Source organism: Cellulomonas soli, assembly GCF_013409305.1.
Taxonomy (GTDB): Bacteria; Actinomycetota; Actinomycetes; order Actinomycetales; family Cellulomonadaceae; genus Cellulomonas; species Cellulomonas soli.
The window spans coordinates 3,043,572-3,061,485 of the sequence record NZ_JACBZJ010000001.1; the positions used below are offsets into that span (position 1 = coordinate 3,043,572).

Sequence of the window (17,914 nt, forward strand, 5' to 3'; positions counted from 1 at the left end):
GGCTCGGCCCGTTCAGGCCGGTCGTCGGGTCGCGGCGAGCTGGTCGCGCAGGGTCGTGCCGTCACGTTCCGTGCGGAACAGCCCTCGCGCCTGAAGGATCGGGACGACCTCGCGCGTGAGGCGCCGCAGGCCCGAGGGGACCAGGGCCGGGGCGAGGAGGAACCCGTCGACCAGGCCCTGCTCGAACAGGTCCGTGAGCCGGTCGGCGACGTCGTGCGCGGTGCCGACGAGCAGGTCGGGTCGGGCCGTGCCGCTGGCCGCGCCCTGGGTGCGCCGCCCCCAGGTCTCGGTGCTGTTCTCGTCTGCGGCCTCGTCTGCGGCCTCGCCTCCGGCGGCCACGAGGCGAGCGTGCACGTCCTGGGCCTGGGCGAGGCTCGGGGCGACCACGGTGTGCACGCGCAGGAGCACGTGCAGCTCGGCGGGATCCCGGCCCGCGGCGGCCGCGCGTTCGGCGAGGTCGTGCGCGGCCGGCCGGCCGTCGGGCAGGTGGGCTGCCTCGAGGATCGCGATGTCGGCGTGGCGTCCGGCGAAGTGCCCGCCTGCCTCGCTCGTCACGGTGTGGGCGAGGACCGGTCGCCCCTGCGGGGAGCGGGACGCGGGCAGGGGTGTGCGCACGGGGTGCCCCTGGACGGTGCGGTCGACGCGGTCGATCCGGGAGGGGTCGACGTAGACGCCCGTCCGGCGGTCGCGCACGACGGCGTCGGGCGACCAGGCGTCCCACAGGGCGTGCACCGCTGCGACGAGCTCGTGCGTGTCGGACCAGGCGTGCTCTGACGTGCCGGCCGACCTCGCGGCGACAAGGTCCCAGCCTGCGCGGCCGCCGCTGACGTGGTCGAGCGAGGACAGGCGGCGGGCGAGCCCGACGGGATCGGTCGAGGTGCTCGGGACGCTGCCGACGAGGCCGATGTGCTCGGTCCGAGCAGCCAGCGACGCGAGCAGGACGGTCGGCTCGAGCCGCGGGTGCTCGGGGCTCGGAGCGCTCGCAGGGCGGGCAGGCGTGCCCGGGTCGTCGCTCACCAGCAGGAGGTGCACGAGGGCCTGCTCGGCGAGCCGCGCGGCCGCGGTGTGCTGCTCGAGCGACTCGGCGTCGGTGGTCTGGGTGCTGACCCGCCAGGCGCCGGGGTGGTGGCCGGTGACGGTGTGGTGGAGGCCGAGGGTCATCCTGCGTCGTGGGGTGGTCATCGCGGCATGGTGGCCTCCCGGTCGGCCTCGGGCGCGGGCGTCCGCAGAGATCTCGACAGGTGAGACATTTCCGTCCGCATCGTTGACATCGGCGCGGGGCCTGGCACTCTCCGGCGCAGGTCAGGAGTCCCCGCCGTCTGGCTCGGCAGGCGGGGCAGCAACCCCCACGACACAGGCGGGGTGCTTCCGAGCAAGACCCGGCCCGCCCCTGCTCTCACGGGGAGCGGCGGGCAAGCACGTGTCCACGACCCGCCCCGCGCGGGCACCGCGGGGACCGCCCGTCCGACGGGGCCGGCCCGCACCGACCCGAGGAGTCGTCCGAACCATGAGCACGCACCCGTTCCGCCGCGCCCTGCCCGCCGCGGCGCTCACCGCCGCCCTCGGGCTGACGCTCGCCGCCTGCGGGGGGTCGTCCGGCTCGCCCACGGCCCAGCCGAGCACGAGCGCCGCCGAGGCCGCACCCGTCCGCGGGGGCAACCTGACCTTCGCGATCACCGTCGACTCCAAGTGCATCGACCCGCAGCAGGTCGGCAACAACGACGCCATCGCGATCGCCCGGCAGACCGTCGCCTCGCTGACCGCTCAGGACCCGGACACCGGGGAGATCGTGCCGTGGATCGCGCAGTCGTGGGAGGTGAACGACGACGCCACCCAGTTCACGTTCCACCTCGTCGACGGCGCCACCTACGCCGACGGCACACCGATCGACGCCGCATCGGTGAAGACCAACTTCGAGGCGGTCGTCGCCCTCGGTGCCAAGGCGGTGCTCGGGTCGACCTACCTCGCCGGCCTGCAGGACGTCGCGGCACCCGACCCCAGCACGGTCGTCGTCACGTTCGGCGCACCCAGCGCCCAGTTCCTCCAGGCCTCCTCGACCTTCTCCCTCGGCCTGCTCTCGCCCGCCTCGGCGGCGCTGAGCGCCGAGGACAGGTGCGCCGGCCGCTACGTCGGCTCTGGCCCGTTCGTCGTCGAGAGCTACACGGTCGACCAGCAGGCCGTGCTCGCCCGGCGCGACGGCTACGCCTGGGGCCCGGCGGGCGCGAACGACCACACCGACGAGGCGTACCTCGACACGGTGACCTTCGTGGTGGTCCCCGAGGCGGGGGTCCGCACCGGGAGCCTCGCCTCCGGCCAGATCGACGCCACCGCTGCGATCTCAGCGGTCGACCTGCCGCAGTTCGACGGCAACGGCTTCTGGATCGAGTACCGCGCCAACCCGGGCGTCGTCTACAACCTCTTCCCGAACGAGTCCCGGCCGCTGCTGGCTGACGAACGCGTGCGCCTCGCCCTGCTCAAGGGCATCAACCGTGAGGAGGTCACCTCGACCGTCCTCGGCACGCTGGACCACCCCGCGACCGCCGCGCTCGCGCACTCCACGCCGTTCTACGAGGACCTCGGCGACCTGCTCGCCTACGACCCCGAGGGTGCCAAGGAGCTGCTCGACGAGGCCGGCTGGGTCGTGGGCGAGGACGGCATCCGCGTCAAGGACGGCCAGCGGCTCGAGACGACCGTGACCTTCTGGCAGCCCAAGGAGCCGCTCGAGCTCGTGCAGCAGGAGCTGCGTGCCATCGGGTTCGACCTGGAGCTCAACCAGCTGGCCATCGCCGAGGCGACCGCCGCGAATGCCTCGGGCGACTACGACCTCAGCTTCGGCAACCTCACCCGCTCCGACCCGGACATCCTGCGGACGCTCTTCTCGGTGAACGCCCGCAACACCAACCAGCGTGCGGCCGAGGAGGTCGACTCGCTGCTCGACGCCCAGGCCGCGGCCACCGACCCCGCCGAGCGTCAGAAGCTCGTCACGCAGGCCTCGACCCTGCTCCTCGAGCACGCCCACTCGATCCCCGTGGTCGAGCTGTCCACCACGATCGCGGCGTCCGAGCGGGTGCACGGCCTGACGTTCGAGGCCTCCACCCGGCTCGACTTCTACGACACCTGGGTGTCATGACCGGCTACCTGCTGCGACGCGCGGCCCAGGGCGTCTTCGTGCTGTGGGCGGCGTTCACGCTCGCGTTCGCGATCCTCTACCTGCTGCCGAGCGACCCCGTGGCGATCATGGCGTCCAGCGGCGGCGAGCAGTCCGCCGTGGACCCCGCGCTGCTGGCCGACCTGCGCGCCCAGTACGGGCTGGACCGGTCCGCGCCGGCCCAGTACCTCGACGCGCTGCGGCGGGCGGTCCGGCTCGACTTCGGCAGCTCCTACCAGTCGGGTGCCCCTGCCACGCAGCTCATCCTCGACGTGCTGCCGCAGACCCTGCAGCTGACCGCGGCCGGACTGCTGCTGGCGGTCGTCCTGGGGGTGGGGCTCGCCGTCGCGAGCACCTACCCCCGGGCGCGGTGGGTGCGGCACGCGCTCGCCTCGCTGCCCCCGCTCGGGGTGTCGCTGCCGGTCTTCTGGGTCGGGCTGATGCTCGTCCAGCTGTTCAGCTTCCGGTGGTCGCTGCTGCCCGCGATGGGCAACGACGGGCCCGCAGGCCTCGTGCTGCCCGCGGTGGCGCTGGCCGTGCCGACCTCCGCCTCGATCGCTCAGCTGCTCGCCCGCTCGTTGCGGTCCACGCTCACCGAGCCGTACATCGAGACCGCCCGGGCGAAGGGTGCCGGCAGGGCACGGGTGCACCTGCGGCACGCGCTGCGCAACGCCTCGCTGCCGGCCCTGACCGTGCTCGGTGTCGTCGTGGGTCAGCTGCTGTCCGGCGCGGTCGTCACCGAGACGGTGTTCTCCCGCGCGGGGCTCGGGCGGCTGACGGTGTCGGCGGTCAACACCCAGGACATCCCGGTGGTCATGGCCGTCGTCGTCTTCTCGGCGCTCGTCTTCGTGGTCGTGGCCCTCGTGACCGACCTGCTCTACCCGCTGCTCGATCCGCGGATCAGCCTCCGCCAGACCTCGGCCTCGGCCGCCTGAGAGGGGCATGACCATGACCGCACCCACCACGGTGACGTCCCAGGACACCCGGCGCCCGCCCGGGACGGTACCGGCGTTCGCGCCGCAGCTCGGGGAGGCGCCCGGGGTCGCGGTGCGGGACGCCGGCGCCCCTGGCCGTCGGCGGACAGGCCCGTGGCGGACGCTGCGACGGCAGCCCGGGCTCGTGCTCGCCCTGCTCGTGCTCGTGACCGCGCTGGCCTGGGCGGTCGTGCCCGGCGCGTTCACCCCGGCGGACCCGATCACCGGCATCCCCGCCGAACGACTCCAGGCGCCCTCGGGGCTCCACCCCTTCGGCACGGACCACCTCGGTCGCGACCTGTTCGCGCGGGTGGTGCACGGCTCGGCGCTCTCCTTGCGGGCCACCGTGGTCGCGGTCGTCGTCGGGCTCGTCGCCGGTTCCGCGCTCGGCCTGCTCGCCGGGTACCTGCGCGGCTGGGTCGACGACCTCGTCGGGCGGCTCGTGGACGTCCTGCTCGCCGTTCCGGGGCTGCTGCTCTCGCTCGCGATCGTCACCGTGCTCGGCTTCGGGTCGGTGAACGTCGCGATCGCGGTCGGGCTGACCAGTGTCGCGAGCTTCGCCCGCGTGATGCGCGCCGAGGCGCTGCGCACCAGCACCTCGGTGTACGTCGAGGCGGCGCGGGCCAGCGGCGCCCGGTGGTACTCCGTCGTCGGCCGGCATGTGCTGCCGAACTCGACCGGTCCCGTCGTCGCGCTCGGGGCGCTGGAGTTCGGCACCGCGATCCTGGCGATCTCCGCGCTCAGCTTCCTCGGCTACGGCGCGGCCCCGCCCGCTCCCGAGTGGGGATCGCTCGTCTCCGAGGGGCGCAGCTACCTGGCCACCGCGTGGTGGCTGGCCACCTTCCCCGGACTCGTGATCGCCGCAGTCGTCCTGGCGGCGAACCGCGTCGCCCGGGCGCTCGAACCGCAGCAGGAGGAGGACGCATGAGCAGCACCGACGCCGGCAGCACCGATCCGGGCGGCACAGGGGCACTCGGGGCGGACGGGACCTCGGACGCACTGCTCGTGGTCGAGGACCTGCACGTCTCGTACCCCACCGACGGCGAGCGCGTACCCGCCGTGCGCGGGGTGTCGCTGCACGTGGCTCGCGGCGAGGTCGTGGCGCTCGTCGGCGAGTCCGGCTCGGGCAAGAGCACCACCGCGCACGCCGTCCTGCACCTGCTGGCGGGTGGGGGTCGGGTCGACGGCGGGCGCCTCCGGTTCGCCGGGCTCGATCTGGAGGAACTCACCGAGAAGGAGTGGTCGCAGGTCCGCGGCCGACGGATCGGCCTGATCCCGCAGGACCCGACGGCCTCGCTCAACCCGGTCGCCCGGGTCGGCGACCAGGTCGCCGAGGTGCTCGTCGTGCACGGGCTCGCCCGGGGGCGAGCGGCGCGGGCGAGGGCTGTCGAGCTGCTGGCCGAGGCCGGGCTGGACCGCCCCGAGGTCCGGGCGCGTCAGTACCCGTCCCAGCTGTCCGGCGGGATGCGTCAACGGGTCCTGATCGCGATCGCGCTCGCGGCCAGGCCCGACCTGGTGGTGGCCGACGAGCCGACCAGCGCGCTCGACGTCACGGTGCAGCGGCAGATCCTCGACCACATCGGCTCGCTCACGCGGACCCTGGGCACGTCCGTGCTGCTGATCACCCACGACCTGGGCGTCGCCGCCGACCGGGCGGACCGCATCGTCGTCCTGCAGCACGGGCGCGTCGTCGAGCAGGGTCCGGCGGCGCGGGTCCTGACCGCACCGCAGCACCCCTACACGCGGGCGCTGCTGGCTGCCGCACCGAGCCTGGCCGACCCTCGCCTCGAGGTGGTCGAACGCGCGACGGCGCAGGACCCGCCGACATCGCTCACGCGCGAGGAACCTCTGCTCGTCGCCGAGCACCTGGTCAAGGACTTCGCGCTGCCGCGGGCGGCGGGCCGCGGCAGGCGGCACCGGGCCGTCGACGACGTCGGGTTCACCATCGGACGCGGACGCACCTTCGCCCTGGTGGGGGAGTCCGGTTCCGGCAAGAGCACCACCGCACGTCTGGTTCTGCGCCTCGAGCGGCCGACCTCCGGAACGGTGCACCTCGACCGCATCGACCTGACCGCGGCGCGCGGCGAGCGTCTGCGCCGGTTGCGGCGACGGTTCCAGGTCGTGCACCAGAGTCCGTACGCCTCGCTCGACCCGCGGTTCACGGTCGGCCGGTCGATCGCCGAACCGTTGCGCTCGTTCCGTGTCGCCGGCCCACGTGAGCGTGCGGCCCGGGTGCACGAGCTGCTCGAGCAGGTCGCGCTGCCCGCGTCGTACGCGTCGCGCCTGCCAGGCGAGCTGTCCGGCGGCCAGCGGCAGCGTGTCGCGATCGCGCGGGCGCTGGCCCTGCAGCCCGACCTGGTCGTGCTCGACGAACCGGTCTCCGCGCTCGACGTGTCCGTGCAGGCGCAGATCCTGACGCTGCTCGCGGACCTGCAGGCCGAGCACGGGCTGAGCTACCTGTTCATCTCGCACGACCTTGCCGTCGTCCGCCAGGTCGCCGACGAGGTCGGCGTGCTGCATCGCGGCAGGCTGGTCGAGGTGGGCCCGACCGAGCGTGTGCTGCACGACCCGCAGGCCGAGCACACGCGCGAGCTGGTCGACGCGATCCCGGGCAGACGCGCGCGTGCCCTGACGTGAGCCGGGTGAGCACGCCGACCGCAGGTCCGCCCTGCCCATCTGCCTCCCACTCGTTGCTCTGCCCGTCGAACCCCCGGAAGGACTCCCTGTGACCACCCACACGACCCCGTCCACCCCGTCCACCCCGTCGCCCGCGCCCGCGGTGGACCTCAGCCTCGACGAGGCCGGCGCCCTCGCCCCGCTCGTCACGGCCCAGGCCGCCGCGGTGCGCGTGCAGGCCGGTGCGGTCCTCGTCGACGTGCGCAGCGAGGCGGGCCGCGCAGCGACCGGGAGCATCCCCGGCGCGACGGTGACCGACCGGTACGCGCTCGACGAGGCGTTCGACCTGACCTCGGCCGCCCGGCAGGTGCCGGTGCTCGCGCTGGACACGCCGATCGTGGTGGTGTGCGGGTCCGTGCGGGGATCCGGCCCGGTCGCCGCGGCGTTGCGCGCCCGAGGCTTCACCGACGTCGTGCACGTCGAGGGAGGCTTCGGCGCCTGGGACGAGGCCGGTCTGCCCACGCTGCCACCGGCACAGGCACCGGTACCGGCACAGGCACCGGCACAGGCACTCGCACCGACCGCGGACGGCGCGGCGGGGGCGGGCCCCGAGGTGGCGGGGGAGCGGCGTGCCCGCTGACGCCCGGCTGGTGCCCAGCACGGCGTTCCTCGACGGGCTGCGCGCGCAGACGGACCGCCGCCGTGCCGCGTTCACGCCCCTCGCCTCGCCGTTCGCCGGAGCAGACCCGGCCGCCGAGAGCCGGGTACGTGCCGCGGCTGCGCTCGACCGCGAACCCGTGCTCGCGCTGGCCCGCGACCTGCACGCGCACCCCGAGGTGGCGTTCGGCGAGGTCCGTTCGGTGGGTGCCGTGGCCGACCTTCTGGCGCGCCGAGGGGTGCGCGCGAGCGTGGGCTCGCACGGGCTCGGCACGTCGCTGCGGGCCGGGCTGAGCGCGGCCGGACCGGACGACGGTGCCGTGCGTCCCGACGCCGGACCGACGATCGCGGTGCTGGCCGAGTACGACGCCCTGCCGGACGTCGGGCACGCGTGCGGCCACCACCTGATCGCCGCGGCGGCCACCGGCGCGTTCCTCGCGCTGCACCGCGCGGCCGCCGACGGCCTGCGGTTCCCCGGACGCCTCCTGCTGCTGGGCACGCCGGCCGAGGAGGGCAGCTCGGGCAAGGAGCTGCTGGCGCGGACGGGGTTCTTCGACGGTGTGGACGCCGCGATCATGGTCCACCCGTTCGGCTACGACGTCGTCGACCACCCGTTCCTCGGTCGCCGGCAGCTGCGGGTGACGTACCACGGGGTCGCCGCGCACGCCTCGGCGAGCCCGTTCATGGGCCGCAACGCCCTCGATGCCGTCGCGCTGCACTACCAGGCCGTCGCGATGCTGCGTCAGCACCTGCCGCCCTCGGACCGCGTGCACGGCATCGTCGTCGAGGGGGGTGAGCGGCCCAGCGTGGTACCCGAACGGGCGACCGTCGAGTACTACCTGCGTTCGGCGCACCCGGCGACGCTGCGCGACCTGTCGGGGCGTCTGGGGGACATCGCCCACGGGGCGGCGCTCGCGACCGGGACCCGCGCCGAGCTGGAGTGGGACCGGGCGCCGTTCACGCTGCCGGTGCGCACCAACGCCCCGTTGGCCGCCCGGTGGGCGCGCCACCAGGCGACGCAGGGTCGCACGGCGCTCGCGGGCGGCGTGGTCCCCGACATCCTCGCGGCGTCCACCGACTTCGGGAACGTCAGCGTCCGGCTCCCCGGCATCCACCCGATGATCGCGGTCGGCGACCCGGACGTCGCCCTGCACACCCGGAAGTTCGCCCGCGCCGCAGGGGGCCCCGCGGGGGACGCCGCGGTGGTCGACGGCGCGGTGGGGCTCGCACTGACGGCCCTGGACTACCTGCTCGACCCGGCGCTGCGCGCGGCGGTCCGGCAGGACTTCGAGGACGCCGGGGGCGTCCTGGACGTGCCGGGGTACTTCGTCGACCCGCTCACCCGCACTCCTGAAGGAGACCTCACGTGAAGTTCCAGGTCCTGGACATCGTCCCGCACGCAGCCCATCCCGTGACCGGCGAGCTGCTGGACACCTCGACCCGCCTCGAACGGGTCGTGGAGACCGCTCAGCTGGCCGAACAGCTCGGGCTCGACTCGTTCTCGGTGGGGGAGCGGCATGCGGGCGACTTCCTGTCCTCGTCCCCGACCGTGCTGCTCGGCGCGCTGGCGCAGGCGACGGACCGGATCCTGCTGAGCACGGGCGTCACGGTGCTCTCGCTGCTCGACCCGGTGCGGGTCGCCGAGGACTACGCGACGGTCGACGTGCTCTCGCGGGGTCGGCTCGAGATCGTCATCGGCAAGGGCAACGAGGACAAGCACTTCCCGCTGTTCGGCCTCGACATCGCCCACCAGTACGAGTACCTGGAGGAGAACCACGCGCTGCTGCGGCTGCTGCTGAGCCAGGAGGACGTCCGCTGGGCGGGGACGCACCGCCCCTCGCTCGAGGGTGCGACCACGCTGCCCCGGCCGTTCGACGGTCCGTTCCGGATCTGGCACGGGTCGGCGACGAGCACGTTCGCCGTCGACCTGGCGGCCCGCCACGGCGAGCCGATCGTCTCGGCGAACGCGTTCCAGCCGCGCGAGAACTACAAAATCCTCATCGACCGCTACCGCGAACAGCTGGTGGCCCACGGCCACGACCCGGCGGTCGGCTACGTCGGGTCCGGTTCGGGAGGCCTGTTCCTGGCCGACACCACCGAGCAGGCGACCGAGGAGTACCGGGAGGTGTACGAGGCGTTCGCGCAGCGGGGGGTCGTCCGGCACGGTGGCGACCAGCGGCCCGGCAAGGCGTCCTCGTTCACCACGATCGAGGACGCGGTCGACCGCGGCCCGGCCCTCGTCGGCTCGCCCGAACGTGTCGCGGAGAAGATCCTCGACTACCACCGGGCCTACGGGCACGACCTGCAGTCGGTCTCGCTCAACCCGGTGCTGCCGTACGAGCAGCAGCACGACGTGCTGCGACGGTTCGCCGAGGAGGTCGTCCCGCTCGTGCGGCGCGAGGTGTCGACGACGCTGTGGGGGCCGCAGGACCCCGGTCGCGCCCGCGGGCTGGCCCGGTTCGACGGGCCCCCGCTCGGCTCGCAGGCACAGGTGCCCGCCGGGCGGACGCCCGATCCGGCTCGCGTGGTCGGGACTACCCTGGCGGGATGAGCGCCACCGTCGACTCCCCGGTGCAGGTCTCCTCCGACGCCGCCGGTCCGCACGGCCCCTCGGACGAGGTCGTCGCGCAGGTCCGCGCGGTCGCACGCCGCGCCAAGGACGCCTCGCGCGTGCTCGCCACGGCCAACCGCTCCACCAAGGACGCGGCGCTGCACGCGTTGGCCGACGCACTCGTGGCGTCGACCGACGAGATCGTGGCGGCGAACGCCGAGGACCTCGCGCGCGGCCGGGCGGCAGGGACGTCCGCGGGGCTGCTGGACCGGCTGGCGCTCGACCCCGGACGGATCGTGGCCATCGCGGACGCCCTGCGCGAGCTCGCGGCGCTCCCGGACCCGGTCGGTGAGGTCGTGCGCGGCTCGACGCTGCCCAACGGGCTTCGCCTGCGGCAGGTCCGTGTCCCGATGGGTGTCGTCGGCATGATCTACGAGGCGCGCCCGAACGTGACGGTCGACGCCGCGGGGCTCGCGCTCAAGAGCGGCAACGCGGTCGTCCTGCGGGGCGGTTCGGCGGCCGCCCGCAGCAACGAGGTCATCGTCGGCGTGCTCGCCGCCGCGCTCGAGCAGAACGGCCTGCCCGGCGACCTGGTGCAGTCGATCGACGCGTGGGGCCGGGAAGGTGCGGTGGCCCTCATGCATGCGCGCGGTCTGGTCGACGTGCTCGTGCCGCGAGGCGGCGCCGACCTGATCCGGACCGTGGTGCGCGAGTCGACGGTGCCCGTCGTGGAGACCGGCGTCGGCAACTGCCACGTCTACGTCGACGAGACCGCCGACCTGGCGATGGCGCTGCCGATCATCCTCAACGCCAAGACGCAGCGCGTGGGCGTGTGCAACGCCGCCGAGACGCTGCTGGTCCACCAGGCCGTGGCCGACGAGTTCCTGCCGGTGGCCCTGGCTGCGCTCGCGGACGCCGGCGTGACGATCCACGCGGACGCCGAGTCCCGTCGCCTGGCACCCGAGGAGGTGTCGGTGGTCCCGGCCACCGACGAGGACTGGGCCACCGAGTACCTGTCGCTCGACCTGGCCGTGAAGGTCGTCGAGGACCTGGACGAGGCGCTCGAGCACATCCGTGCATGGAGCTCGGGTCACACCGAGGCGATCGTGACGCGCGACCTGGCGGCCTCCGAGCGGTTCGTCGCCGAGGTCGACTCGGCGGCCGTGATGGTGAACGCCTCGACGCGGTTCACCGACGGCGGTCAGCTGGGCCTGGGGGCGGAGATCGGCATCTCGACGCAGAAGCTGCACGCGCGTGGTCCGATGGGCCTGGCCGAGCTGACGACCACGAAGTGGATCGTCCACGGCGACGGGCACGTGCGGCCCTGAGGCCAGGCTGGGCGTGCGCTGTGGGATTCGTCGCGCAGGCGTGACATTCCGGACGAGAGCACCCGCGCGGCATGCGCTGCATGCGACACTTGGTCCTCCCGACCACAGGAGGACGACGTGCACGCTGCCCTGATCGCCGCCGCGGAGCAAGCCGCGGAGACCGGTTCCACGCTGCCGTTCCCGCCGGTCGTCTTCGGCGTCGGGGCGTTCGTCGGCCTGGTGGCGATGCTGCTGGTCACGTACGCGTTCCGCAGCGTCGGGACGCGTCACTGACGCGGTGGCGTCCCGTGACCCACGAAGGACCAAGGAACCGATGACCCAGGTGCACCCCGGTCGACCCCGCGTCGGCGTCATGGGCGGCACCTTCGACCCGGTGCACCACGGGCACCTGGTCGCGGCGAGCGAGGCGCAGGCACGCTTCGACCTCGACGAGGTGATCTTCGTGCCGACCGGGCTGCCGACGTTCAAGCTCGACCAGGACGTGACGGTCGCCGAGCACCGCTACCTGATGACGGTCATCGCGACCGCGTCGAACCCGCGGTTCACGGTCAGCAGGGTCGACATCGAGCGTGACGGGGTGACGTACACGGTCGACACGCTCCGGGACCTCAGGGCGCAGCGCCCGGATGCCGATCTCTTCTTCATCACCGGCGCCGACGCCGTCGAGCAGATCCTCACGTGGAAGGATGCGGGGGAGCTGTTCGACATGGCGCATTTCGTGGCGGTCACCCGCCCCGGCCATGCGCTGTCGGTCGCCGGTCTGCCCGACGACCGGGTGAGCCTGCTGGAGATCCCCGCCCTGGCGATCTCCTCGACAGACGTCCGCGCGAGGGCACGCGCGGGCGAACCGGTCTGGTACCTCGTCCCTGACGGGGTCGTCCAGTACATCGCGAAGCACAGGTTGTATCGAGGTCAGTCATGAGTGAACCGGGAGAGCGGCGGCGCCGTCGCGACCTCCAGCGCGGTCCGGAGCAGGTCGAGGGTCAGTACGGGGCCACGCCGCAGTGGCCCGCCGGTCCTGCCGGCGGACCGGCGGCCCCGGCGGATCACGGCGGCGACGGCACGCCGTCGTCGAGGCGTGCCATGCGTGGCGCACCCGTGCCGTCGGTCGGGCCGGACGGCTACGGCGCCGGCGACGCCCCGTACGTGGTGCCGGGGACGATGGAGCCGACCTCCGTGTCGCGCTCCCGCCGGACCATCCGCGACACCTCGCTCGACCCGACCTCGGGCCCTCCGCGCACCATGCCGCAGCAGGCACCCGCCGCCGCAGCCCCGACCTGGTCGGCCGCCCCCGTCGCCCCGGCGCCGCAGGCGCGGCCCCAGGCCGCACCCATGCGCCCCCCCGTGAACCCGGCGCCGGCACGACCCGCACCCCAGGCGCCGCCCGCCGCCCCGGCCGAGTGGCCGCCGACGTCGCCGCCTGCCCAGGCCGTGCAGCCGTCCTCGCCCTGGTCGCAGGCCCCCGCGCAGCAGGCCGCCCCCTCCGGGTACCCGAGCGCCGTGCGGCAGCCGGCGGCACCGCCGCAGCCGGCCGCGTACGGCAGCGGACGCCCCACGGACGGGCAGCCGCCCGCTCAGCAGGCCGGTCCGGCGTCCCGCACCTCGGCGTGGGGCGCGCAGCCGTCGCCCGCGGCGCCCGCCCCGGCGGGCCCGGGCCCCGGGGTCTCCCCGACCGCCGCCTCGGCGTGGCCCACCGCCGCTCCCGCGGCGTCGACGGCCTGGGCGTCGTCGACGCACCAGTCGCCACCGGCGCCTCAGGCTGCTCCCGCGTGGTCGGCCGCCCCGGCCGCTCCCGCCCCGTCGGCCGCGCCCGCCTGGCCGACGGCGGGTCAGGCGGCCGAGAGCCCCGCAGCGGCGCCCACGATCGCGCCTCAGGCCGCAGAGGTTCCTGCTCCCCGCTGGGGTGCGGACCGGCCGTCGTTCGCGGGCGCGGAGCCGGCCGAGGCCGATCAGGCTCCCGCGCGCTCGGCGCGCACGTGGGACGAGGACGACCTGGACGACGTCCGCGACAAGGCGCGCAAGCGCCACCCGTACACCTGGCTGCACCTGACGGTGCTGGCGATCGTGGCGTTCGTGCTCGGCTTCCTCATCATGCTGCTCGCCAACAAGGGCACGTCGACCGAGGGCACCGCGACCAGCGGGCCGTCGGGCACGACCCTGACGACGCTCGCCCTGGCATCCGGCCCCGACAGCCCTGACAGCAACGACGTGGCGTCGTCCACCTGACGTACGCCGCACCCGCGCGCCGTACCCCGTACGTCGTGCCCCGAACCACTCCGAGGAGACCCGTGCCCGCGACCGAACGCGCCATCGAGCTGACCATCGCGGCGGCCCGCGCAGCCGCCGACATCAAGGCCGAGGAGATCATCGCGCTCGACGTCAGCGAGCAGCTCGTGCTCACCGACGTCTTCCTCATCGCCTCGGGCACCAACGAGCGGCAGGTCGGCGCGATCGTCGACGCCGTCGAGGAGGCCCTCTTCAAGCTCGGAGCCAAGCCTGTCCGCCGTGAGGGCAAGGGGCAGGGCCGCTGGGTGCTCATCGACTTCGGCGACGTCGTCGTGCACGTGCAGCACCAGGAGGACCGGGTCTACTACGCGCTCGAGCGCCTGTGGAAGGACTGCCCGGTCATCGAGCTGCCCGCCGACGCGCGAGGAGCCGACGAGGCGCACGCGTGACCGCGGGTCGTCTGGTCCTCTGGCGGCACGGCCGGACCGCGTACAACGCGGACGCGCGCCTCCAGGGGCAGATCGACATCCCGCTGGACGACGTCGGGCACTGGCAGGCCGCCACGGCCGCGCCCGCTCTGCTGCGCCGCCGCACGCCGGCGCGCATCATCACCTCCGACCTCGTCCGTGCCCGCGAGACCGCCGGCTACCTCGGCGCGCTCAGCGGCGTCGAGGTCGAGCTCGACCCCCGGCTGCGCGAGCGCAGCTTCGGCCTGTGGGAAGGGCTGACCGGCGAGGAGATCCAGGCCGGCTGGCCGGTGGAGTTCGCGCACTGGCGCAACCACACCGATCCCGCCGGGGTTGAGGCAGAGCCGAGGCGCGCGGTCGCCGTGCGCGTGCTGGAGGCCGTCGGCGAGCACGCCGCCACGCTCGACAAGCGCGACACCCTCGTCCTCGTCGCCCACGGTGCGGCGATCTCGACCGCCGTGAACGTGCTCATCGGGATGGACGCCGAGTGGCGGGGCATCACGGGCATGTCGAACGCCCACTGGGCCGAGCTCGTCGCGACCGGCCCGGGCGCCGAACCGGCGTGGCGGCTCACCGGCTACAACGTCGGCCCGCTCGACGCCTCGTCCGACTGGGATGCCGGTCCCGACGAGGTCACCTCCGAGGCCGACGCCGGGACCCGGGACCCCGATTAGCGTTTCGGCTCCCGATCGTTCTAAACTCTCCGAGCGCCCGCAAGGGCGAACGGGGTCCATCTCGATGGACCACGGGGCTGTGGCGCAGCTGGTAGCGCACCTGCATGGCATGCAGGGGGTCAGGGGTTCGAATCCCCTCAGCTCCACCGAAGTACCAGGTCAGAGGCCACGTTGAGATCCTGAAACCAGGAGATCGACGTGGCCACTGGACTTTTACTGGACAGAAACCTGCACGGGCTCGACCCTGCGAGGCCTGGTCTCGGGCCCCCTCGTGGCGTCTTGGACGTGCGCCGCACACCTGCTGGCATGGACACCACCACGCGGGCGGCCACCGAGCCGTCGATGACCCTGTCCGAGCTGGCCGCCTCCCTGTCGGTGAGCTGCCAGGCGTTGTAGGACCTGCGGTCCAAGGGCCGTGGGCCGCGCGGCTTCCGGGTCGGCCGGCAGATCCGGTTCCGGCTGAGCGAGGTCGAGGCCTGGATCGCCGGCATGGAGGCCGCCGACGGGGAACGCCACCACCGGCGAGGTGAGCCGTGAGGCATGGGCGCCCACGCACCCCGATCGGCACGTTCGGCGAGGTGCTGCTGACCGACCTGGGCGGCCGGTACCGGGCCTCGACCCGGTACCGGGACCTGGACGGGCGCCTGCGCAAGGTGACCGCCGTCGGTTCCAGCCAGCGCCGGGCGCGCACCCGGTTGCAGGAGCGGTTGGTCGACCGGGCCGGGTACGGCAGCGGGGGACTGCTCAGCGTGGCCAGCCCGTTCGGCGACCTGTGTCGGCTGTGGCTGGCCGACCTGGAGCTGCGGGACATCTCCGAGGGCACCAAGGCCAACTACCGCGACGACCTGCGCCTGCACGTGCGCCCCGCGTTCGAGCGGTACGTGCTGGGCGAGATCACGACCGGTCGCGTCGAGTGGTTCCTGCGCCAGCAGGCCGCGCTGTCCTACTCCCGCGCCAAGCACACCCGCAGCCTGCTCAACCAGCTGTTCGCCTTCGCGCTGCGGCACGACGCCATCGCCCGCAACCCGGTCGAGGGAACCTCGCCGCTGAACCGGCCCAAGCGCGAGATCCAGGCCATGACCCTGGAGCAGGTGCAGGCCATCCGGGCCGCCGCGGACAACTGGCGGTCCGGGGCGGCACTGGCTGGGCCCAAGCCCGACGGGAAGGTCCGCGACATCTGCGAGGTGCTGCTGGGCACCTCCATGCGCCCCGGGGAGGTCCTCGCGCTGCGCCCGTGCGACGTGCGCGAGACACGGCAGGGCATGGTGGTTCACGTGCGAGGGACAGTGGTGCGCCGGCAGCGGAGGGCCGACTTCCGCCAGGACCAGCCGAAGACTGACGCCTCGAACCGGAGCATCGCCGTGCCGGAGTTCGCCGCGCAGGTGCTGCGCCGACGGATCGGTGCGATGGGACCTGACCAGCGAGAGGTCACCATATTCCACAACCGCAACGGCGGCGTGATCACCCTGCACAACCTGCGCCGCACCTTCCGCGAGTTCCTGCGGGACGCGGGCCTGGCGGACTCAGGGATCACACCCCGCTGGTACCGGCGCACCGGTGCGACTGTCCTGGCGCGCGGACTGGGCATCGATGCGGCGGCCGCGTTCCTCGGGCACACCAGCACCGCGGTCACCGAGGGCCACTATGTCGCGCCCGACCTGTCGATCGACATGGCCCCGGCTCGCGTCCTGGAACGAGCGCTTCGGCCGGTCGACCCGGACGGTGTGCCCCTGGCCGCGGGCGCCAGCGACGAGGAGACCGATGCCCTCGAGGTGATCGACCGGCAGGACGCCGGTGGTGAGGGTGCCTGACACCAAGTGTGGGCACGAAGGCCTTGCTACGGAGGAGGTGTCCTGTGCATGCGCTCGACCTGGTGGCGGTCGATGCCTGCCAGGTCTGAGTGACCGCCGTGATCGCGGGCCATCCTGCCGCGGGCATCAGCGAGGCGCGGCCGTGACGGGAGTCGTGCCAGCCGGCGCCACCTCCACGGGGTCCCGGCATGAGTCCTCCGGGTGACGGCCTGAGCGCGAGGCGGCTCAGCCCACGACGACGTCCTGGATCGCCACGGCTGCGGCGCCGCGCGCCCACATGATGAAGTCGGGCTCCTCGACGATGAACTGCACGGGGTGGGACTCGGGCTGACGGTCGTCCGCACAGGCGTCACGCACGGTCTGCTCGGCTGCCCCGAACAGGCCGTTGCCCTCGCCGGAGAGCACGACGGTGGTCACGGTGGTCGCGTTCGCGATCCAGGCGACCAGGCGGCCGAGCGCGCGTGCGGAAGCCTGGACGACCGAGGTGGAGACCACGTCGCCGTGCCTGGCGTCGTGCAGGATCTCCTCGAACGTGACGGGCGCGCCGCGGACCGACGCGACCTGGGCGCACATCCCGGGGATCGTGAGCACGGCGGTGGCGCAGCCGCGGTGCCCGCGCTCGCACAGCGGACCGTTGGGTTCCAGGGGTGCGTGCCCCATGGGCGCGAGCCCGACGTCGGGGCTGGTGACGATCTCGCCGCGGATCACGAGGGCGTAGCCCACGCCGGCGCCGATGGTCACCAGCGCGAAGGAGTCGAGGGCGCGCGCCGGTCCGAACCAGTGCTCGGCGGCCATGAGCGCGACGACATCGTTCTCGACCCGCACGGGCACGCCCAGGACGGACTCGAGCGCGTCGGCGAGGGCGACGTCCTCCCAGCCGAGGAAGACGGCCTGGGTCACCACCCGCCGGTCGCGCACCCGGCCGCCGAGGCTGATGCCGACCCCGTCGACGCGCGCGCCTTGGGTCAGGGTCTTGACGAGGACCTCGAGCTGGTCGACGACCCCGGCGAGCGACAGGCCGCGCAGTGGCATCTGCTCGGTGCGCAGCACGTTGGCGCGCAGGTCGGTCAGCACCCCGATGGCGTCGTCGCCGGTGAGCTTGATGCCGACGAACGTGCGTGCCTCGACGCGGACGTCGATGGGGCGCGGGCGCCGCCCGACGGTGGCGCGCTGCACCTCCTGGCGCTCGATGAACAGGCCGGCGTCGAAGTAGGGCTTGCACAGCCGGGTGAGGCTGGCGGGCGAGAGGTTGAGCCGGCGTCCGAGCTCGGAACGCTCGACCGGACCGTGCACGAGCACCTCACGCGCGATCTCCCGGGCCACGTCGGGCCTGGCATCCGCGTTCTCCACCACCACAAGCAACCTCCGTCAGCAGCACGTTGGCTTCACTGTGACACAAGTTCGGCCACCGGAGGGGCGCTACGCCGCGCGATGTCTCCGATGGGCCCTCTTGCCGCCTCTG

The 17,914-nt window shown here is 73.8% G+C and carries 16 protein-coding genes, 1 tRNA gene and 1 riboswitch; of the genes, 15 read left to right on the forward strand and 2 right to left on the reverse strand.

The window, feature by feature from the left end; all coding sequences use genetic code 11:
* Positions 1–12: 12 nt before the first annotated feature.
* Positions 13–1,182 (reverse strand): LLM class flavin-dependent oxidoreductase, encoded by a 1,170-nt coding sequence (locus BKA22_RS13990; protein ID WP_146953039.1) that lies wholly within the window; start codon positions 1,180–1,182, stop codon positions 13–15.
* 118 nt (positions 1,183–1,300) lie between these two features.
* Positions 1,301–1,425: riboswitch (SAM riboswitch) on the forward strand.
* Between the two features lie 82 nt (positions 1,426–1,507).
* On the opposite strand from BKA22_RS13990, the gene BKA22_RS13995 reads away from it, so the two are divergent.
* The 15 genes from BKA22_RS13995 (at position 1,508) to BKA22_RS14065 (ending at position 16,452) form a co-directional block, all read left to right on the forward strand.
* Positions 1,508–3,130, forward strand: a complete 1,623-nt coding sequence (locus BKA22_RS13995; RefSeq protein WP_146953038.1) for an ABC transporter substrate-binding protein — start codon at positions 1,508–1,510, stop codon at positions 3,128–3,130.
* Complete coding sequence (locus BKA22_RS14000) at positions 3,127–4,083, forward strand: ABC transporter permease (protein ID WP_146953037.1); 957 nt, start codon at positions 3,127–3,129, stop codon at positions 4,081–4,083. Before BKA22_RS13995 ends, BKA22_RS14000 begins: the two co-directional genes overlap by 4 nt.
* 13 nt (positions 4,084–4,096) lie before the next feature.
* On the forward strand, positions 4,097–5,050 hold the full coding sequence (locus BKA22_RS14005; protein ID WP_146953036.1) for an ABC transporter permease: 954 nt from the start codon (positions 4,097–4,099) through the stop codon (positions 5,048–5,050).
* A complete protein-coding gene (locus tag BKA22_RS14010) occupies positions 5,047–6,759 on the forward strand; it encodes a dipeptide ABC transporter ATP-binding protein (protein ID WP_146953035.1) in 1,713 nt (570 codons plus the stop codon). Before BKA22_RS14005 ends, BKA22_RS14010 begins: the two co-directional genes overlap by 4 nt.
* 88 nt (positions 6,760–6,847) lie before the next feature.
* Positions 6,848–7,378 carry a rhodanese-like domain-containing protein gene (locus BKA22_RS14015; protein WP_146953034.1) on the forward strand — a complete coding sequence of 177 codons (531 nt, stop codon included), beginning with the start codon at positions 6,848–6,850 and terminating at the stop codon, positions 7,376–7,378.
* On the forward strand, positions 7,368–8,765 hold the full coding sequence (locus BKA22_RS14020; RefSeq protein ID WP_223203581.1) for an amidohydrolase: 1,398 nt from the start codon (positions 7,368–7,370) through the stop codon (positions 8,763–8,765). Before BKA22_RS14015 ends, BKA22_RS14020 begins: the two co-directional genes overlap by 11 nt.
* Complete coding sequence (locus BKA22_RS14025) at positions 8,762–9,946, forward strand: LLM class flavin-dependent oxidoreductase (RefSeq protein WP_146953033.1); 1,185 nt, start codon at positions 8,762–8,764, stop codon at positions 9,944–9,946. The genes BKA22_RS14020 and BKA22_RS14025 overlap by 4 nt, the downstream gene beginning before the upstream one ends.
* The gene (locus BKA22_RS14030; protein WP_146953032.1) at positions 9,943–11,274 is read left to right on the forward strand and encodes a glutamate-5-semialdehyde dehydrogenase; all 1,332 of its coding nucleotides are present in this window, start codon (positions 9,943–9,945) and stop codon (positions 11,272–11,274) included. Before BKA22_RS14025 ends, BKA22_RS14030 begins: the two co-directional genes overlap by 4 nt.
* 117 nt (positions 11,275–11,391) lie before the next feature.
* On the forward strand, positions 11,392–11,547 hold the full coding sequence (locus BKA22_RS14035; protein WP_179561788.1) for a hypothetical protein: 156 nt from the start codon (positions 11,392–11,394) through the stop codon (positions 11,545–11,547).
* A gap of 40 nt (positions 11,548–11,587) precedes the next feature.
* Positions 11,588–12,196, forward strand: a complete 609-nt coding sequence (gene nadD / locus BKA22_RS14040) for a nicotinate-nucleotide adenylyltransferase (protein ID WP_146953031.1) — start codon at positions 11,588–11,590, stop codon at positions 12,194–12,196.
* Positions 12,193–13,500, forward strand: coding sequence for a hypothetical protein (locus BKA22_RS14045; RefSeq protein ID WP_146953030.1), 1,308 nt, complete (start codon positions 12,193–12,195; stop codon positions 13,498–13,500). Before nadD ends, BKA22_RS14045 begins: the two co-directional genes overlap by 4 nt.
* 62 nt (positions 13,501–13,562) lie before the next feature.
* The gene (rsfS, locus tag BKA22_RS14050) at positions 13,563–13,949 is read left to right on the forward strand and encodes a ribosome silencing factor (protein ID WP_146953029.1); all 387 of its coding nucleotides are present in this window, start codon (positions 13,563–13,565) and stop codon (positions 13,947–13,949) included.
* Complete coding sequence (locus tag BKA22_RS14055) at positions 13,946–14,641, forward strand: histidine phosphatase family protein (protein ID WP_146953028.1); 696 nt, start codon at positions 13,946–13,948, stop codon at positions 14,639–14,641. The genes rsfS and BKA22_RS14055 overlap by 4 nt, the downstream gene beginning before the upstream one ends.
* 73 nt (positions 14,642–14,714) lie before the next feature.
* Positions 14,715–14,787 (forward strand) — tRNA-Ala (locus tag BKA22_RS14060).
* A 387-nt stretch (positions 14,788–15,174) separates the two neighbouring features.
* Entirely contained in the window at positions 15,175–16,452 is a 1,278-nt protein-coding gene (locus tag BKA22_RS14065) for a site-specific integrase (protein ID WP_146953027.1), read from the forward strand.
* 225 nt (positions 16,453–16,677) lie between these two features.
* On the opposite strand, the gene BKA22_RS14070 is transcribed toward BKA22_RS14065, so the two are convergent.
* Entirely contained in the window at positions 16,678–17,805 is a 1,128-nt protein-coding gene (locus tag BKA22_RS14070) for an ROK family transcriptional regulator (RefSeq protein WP_223203580.1), read from the reverse strand.
* Positions 17,806–17,914: the final 109 nt, after the last annotated feature.

What these genes read in the sequence shown, in the direction of transcription:
- BKA22_RS14005 (WP_146953036.1), top strand. Translation starts at nt 4,097, where the DNA reads ATGACCGCACCCACCACGGTGACGTCCCAGGACACCCGGCGCCCGCCC.
- nadD (WP_146953031.1), top strand. Translation starts at nt 11,588, where the DNA reads ATGACCCAGGTGCACCCCGGTCGACCCCGCGTCGGCGTCATGGGCGGC.
- BKA22_RS13990 (WP_146953039.1), bottom strand. Translation starts at nt 1,182, where the DNA reads ATGACCACCCCACGACGCAGGATGACCCTCGGCCTCCACCACACCGTC.
- BKA22_RS14000 (WP_146953037.1), top strand. Translation starts at nt 3,127, where the DNA reads ATGACCGGCTACCTGCTGCGACGCGCGGCCCAGGGCGTCTTCGTGCTG.
- BKA22_RS13995 (WP_146953038.1), top strand. Translation starts at nt 1,508, where the DNA reads ATGAGCACGCACCCGTTCCGCCGCGCCCTGCCCGCCGCGGCGCTCACC.
- BKA22_RS14030 (WP_146953032.1), top strand. Translation starts at nt 9,943, where the DNA reads ATGAGCGCCACCGTCGACTCCCCGGTGCAGGTCTCCTCCGACGCCGCC.
- BKA22_RS14010 (WP_146953035.1), top strand. Translation starts at nt 5,047, where the DNA reads ATGAGCAGCACCGACGCCGGCAGCACCGATCCGGGCGGCACAGGGGCA.
- BKA22_RS14045 (WP_146953030.1), top strand. Translation starts at nt 12,193, where the DNA reads ATGAGTGAACCGGGAGAGCGGCGGCGCCGTCGCGACCTCCAGCGCGGT.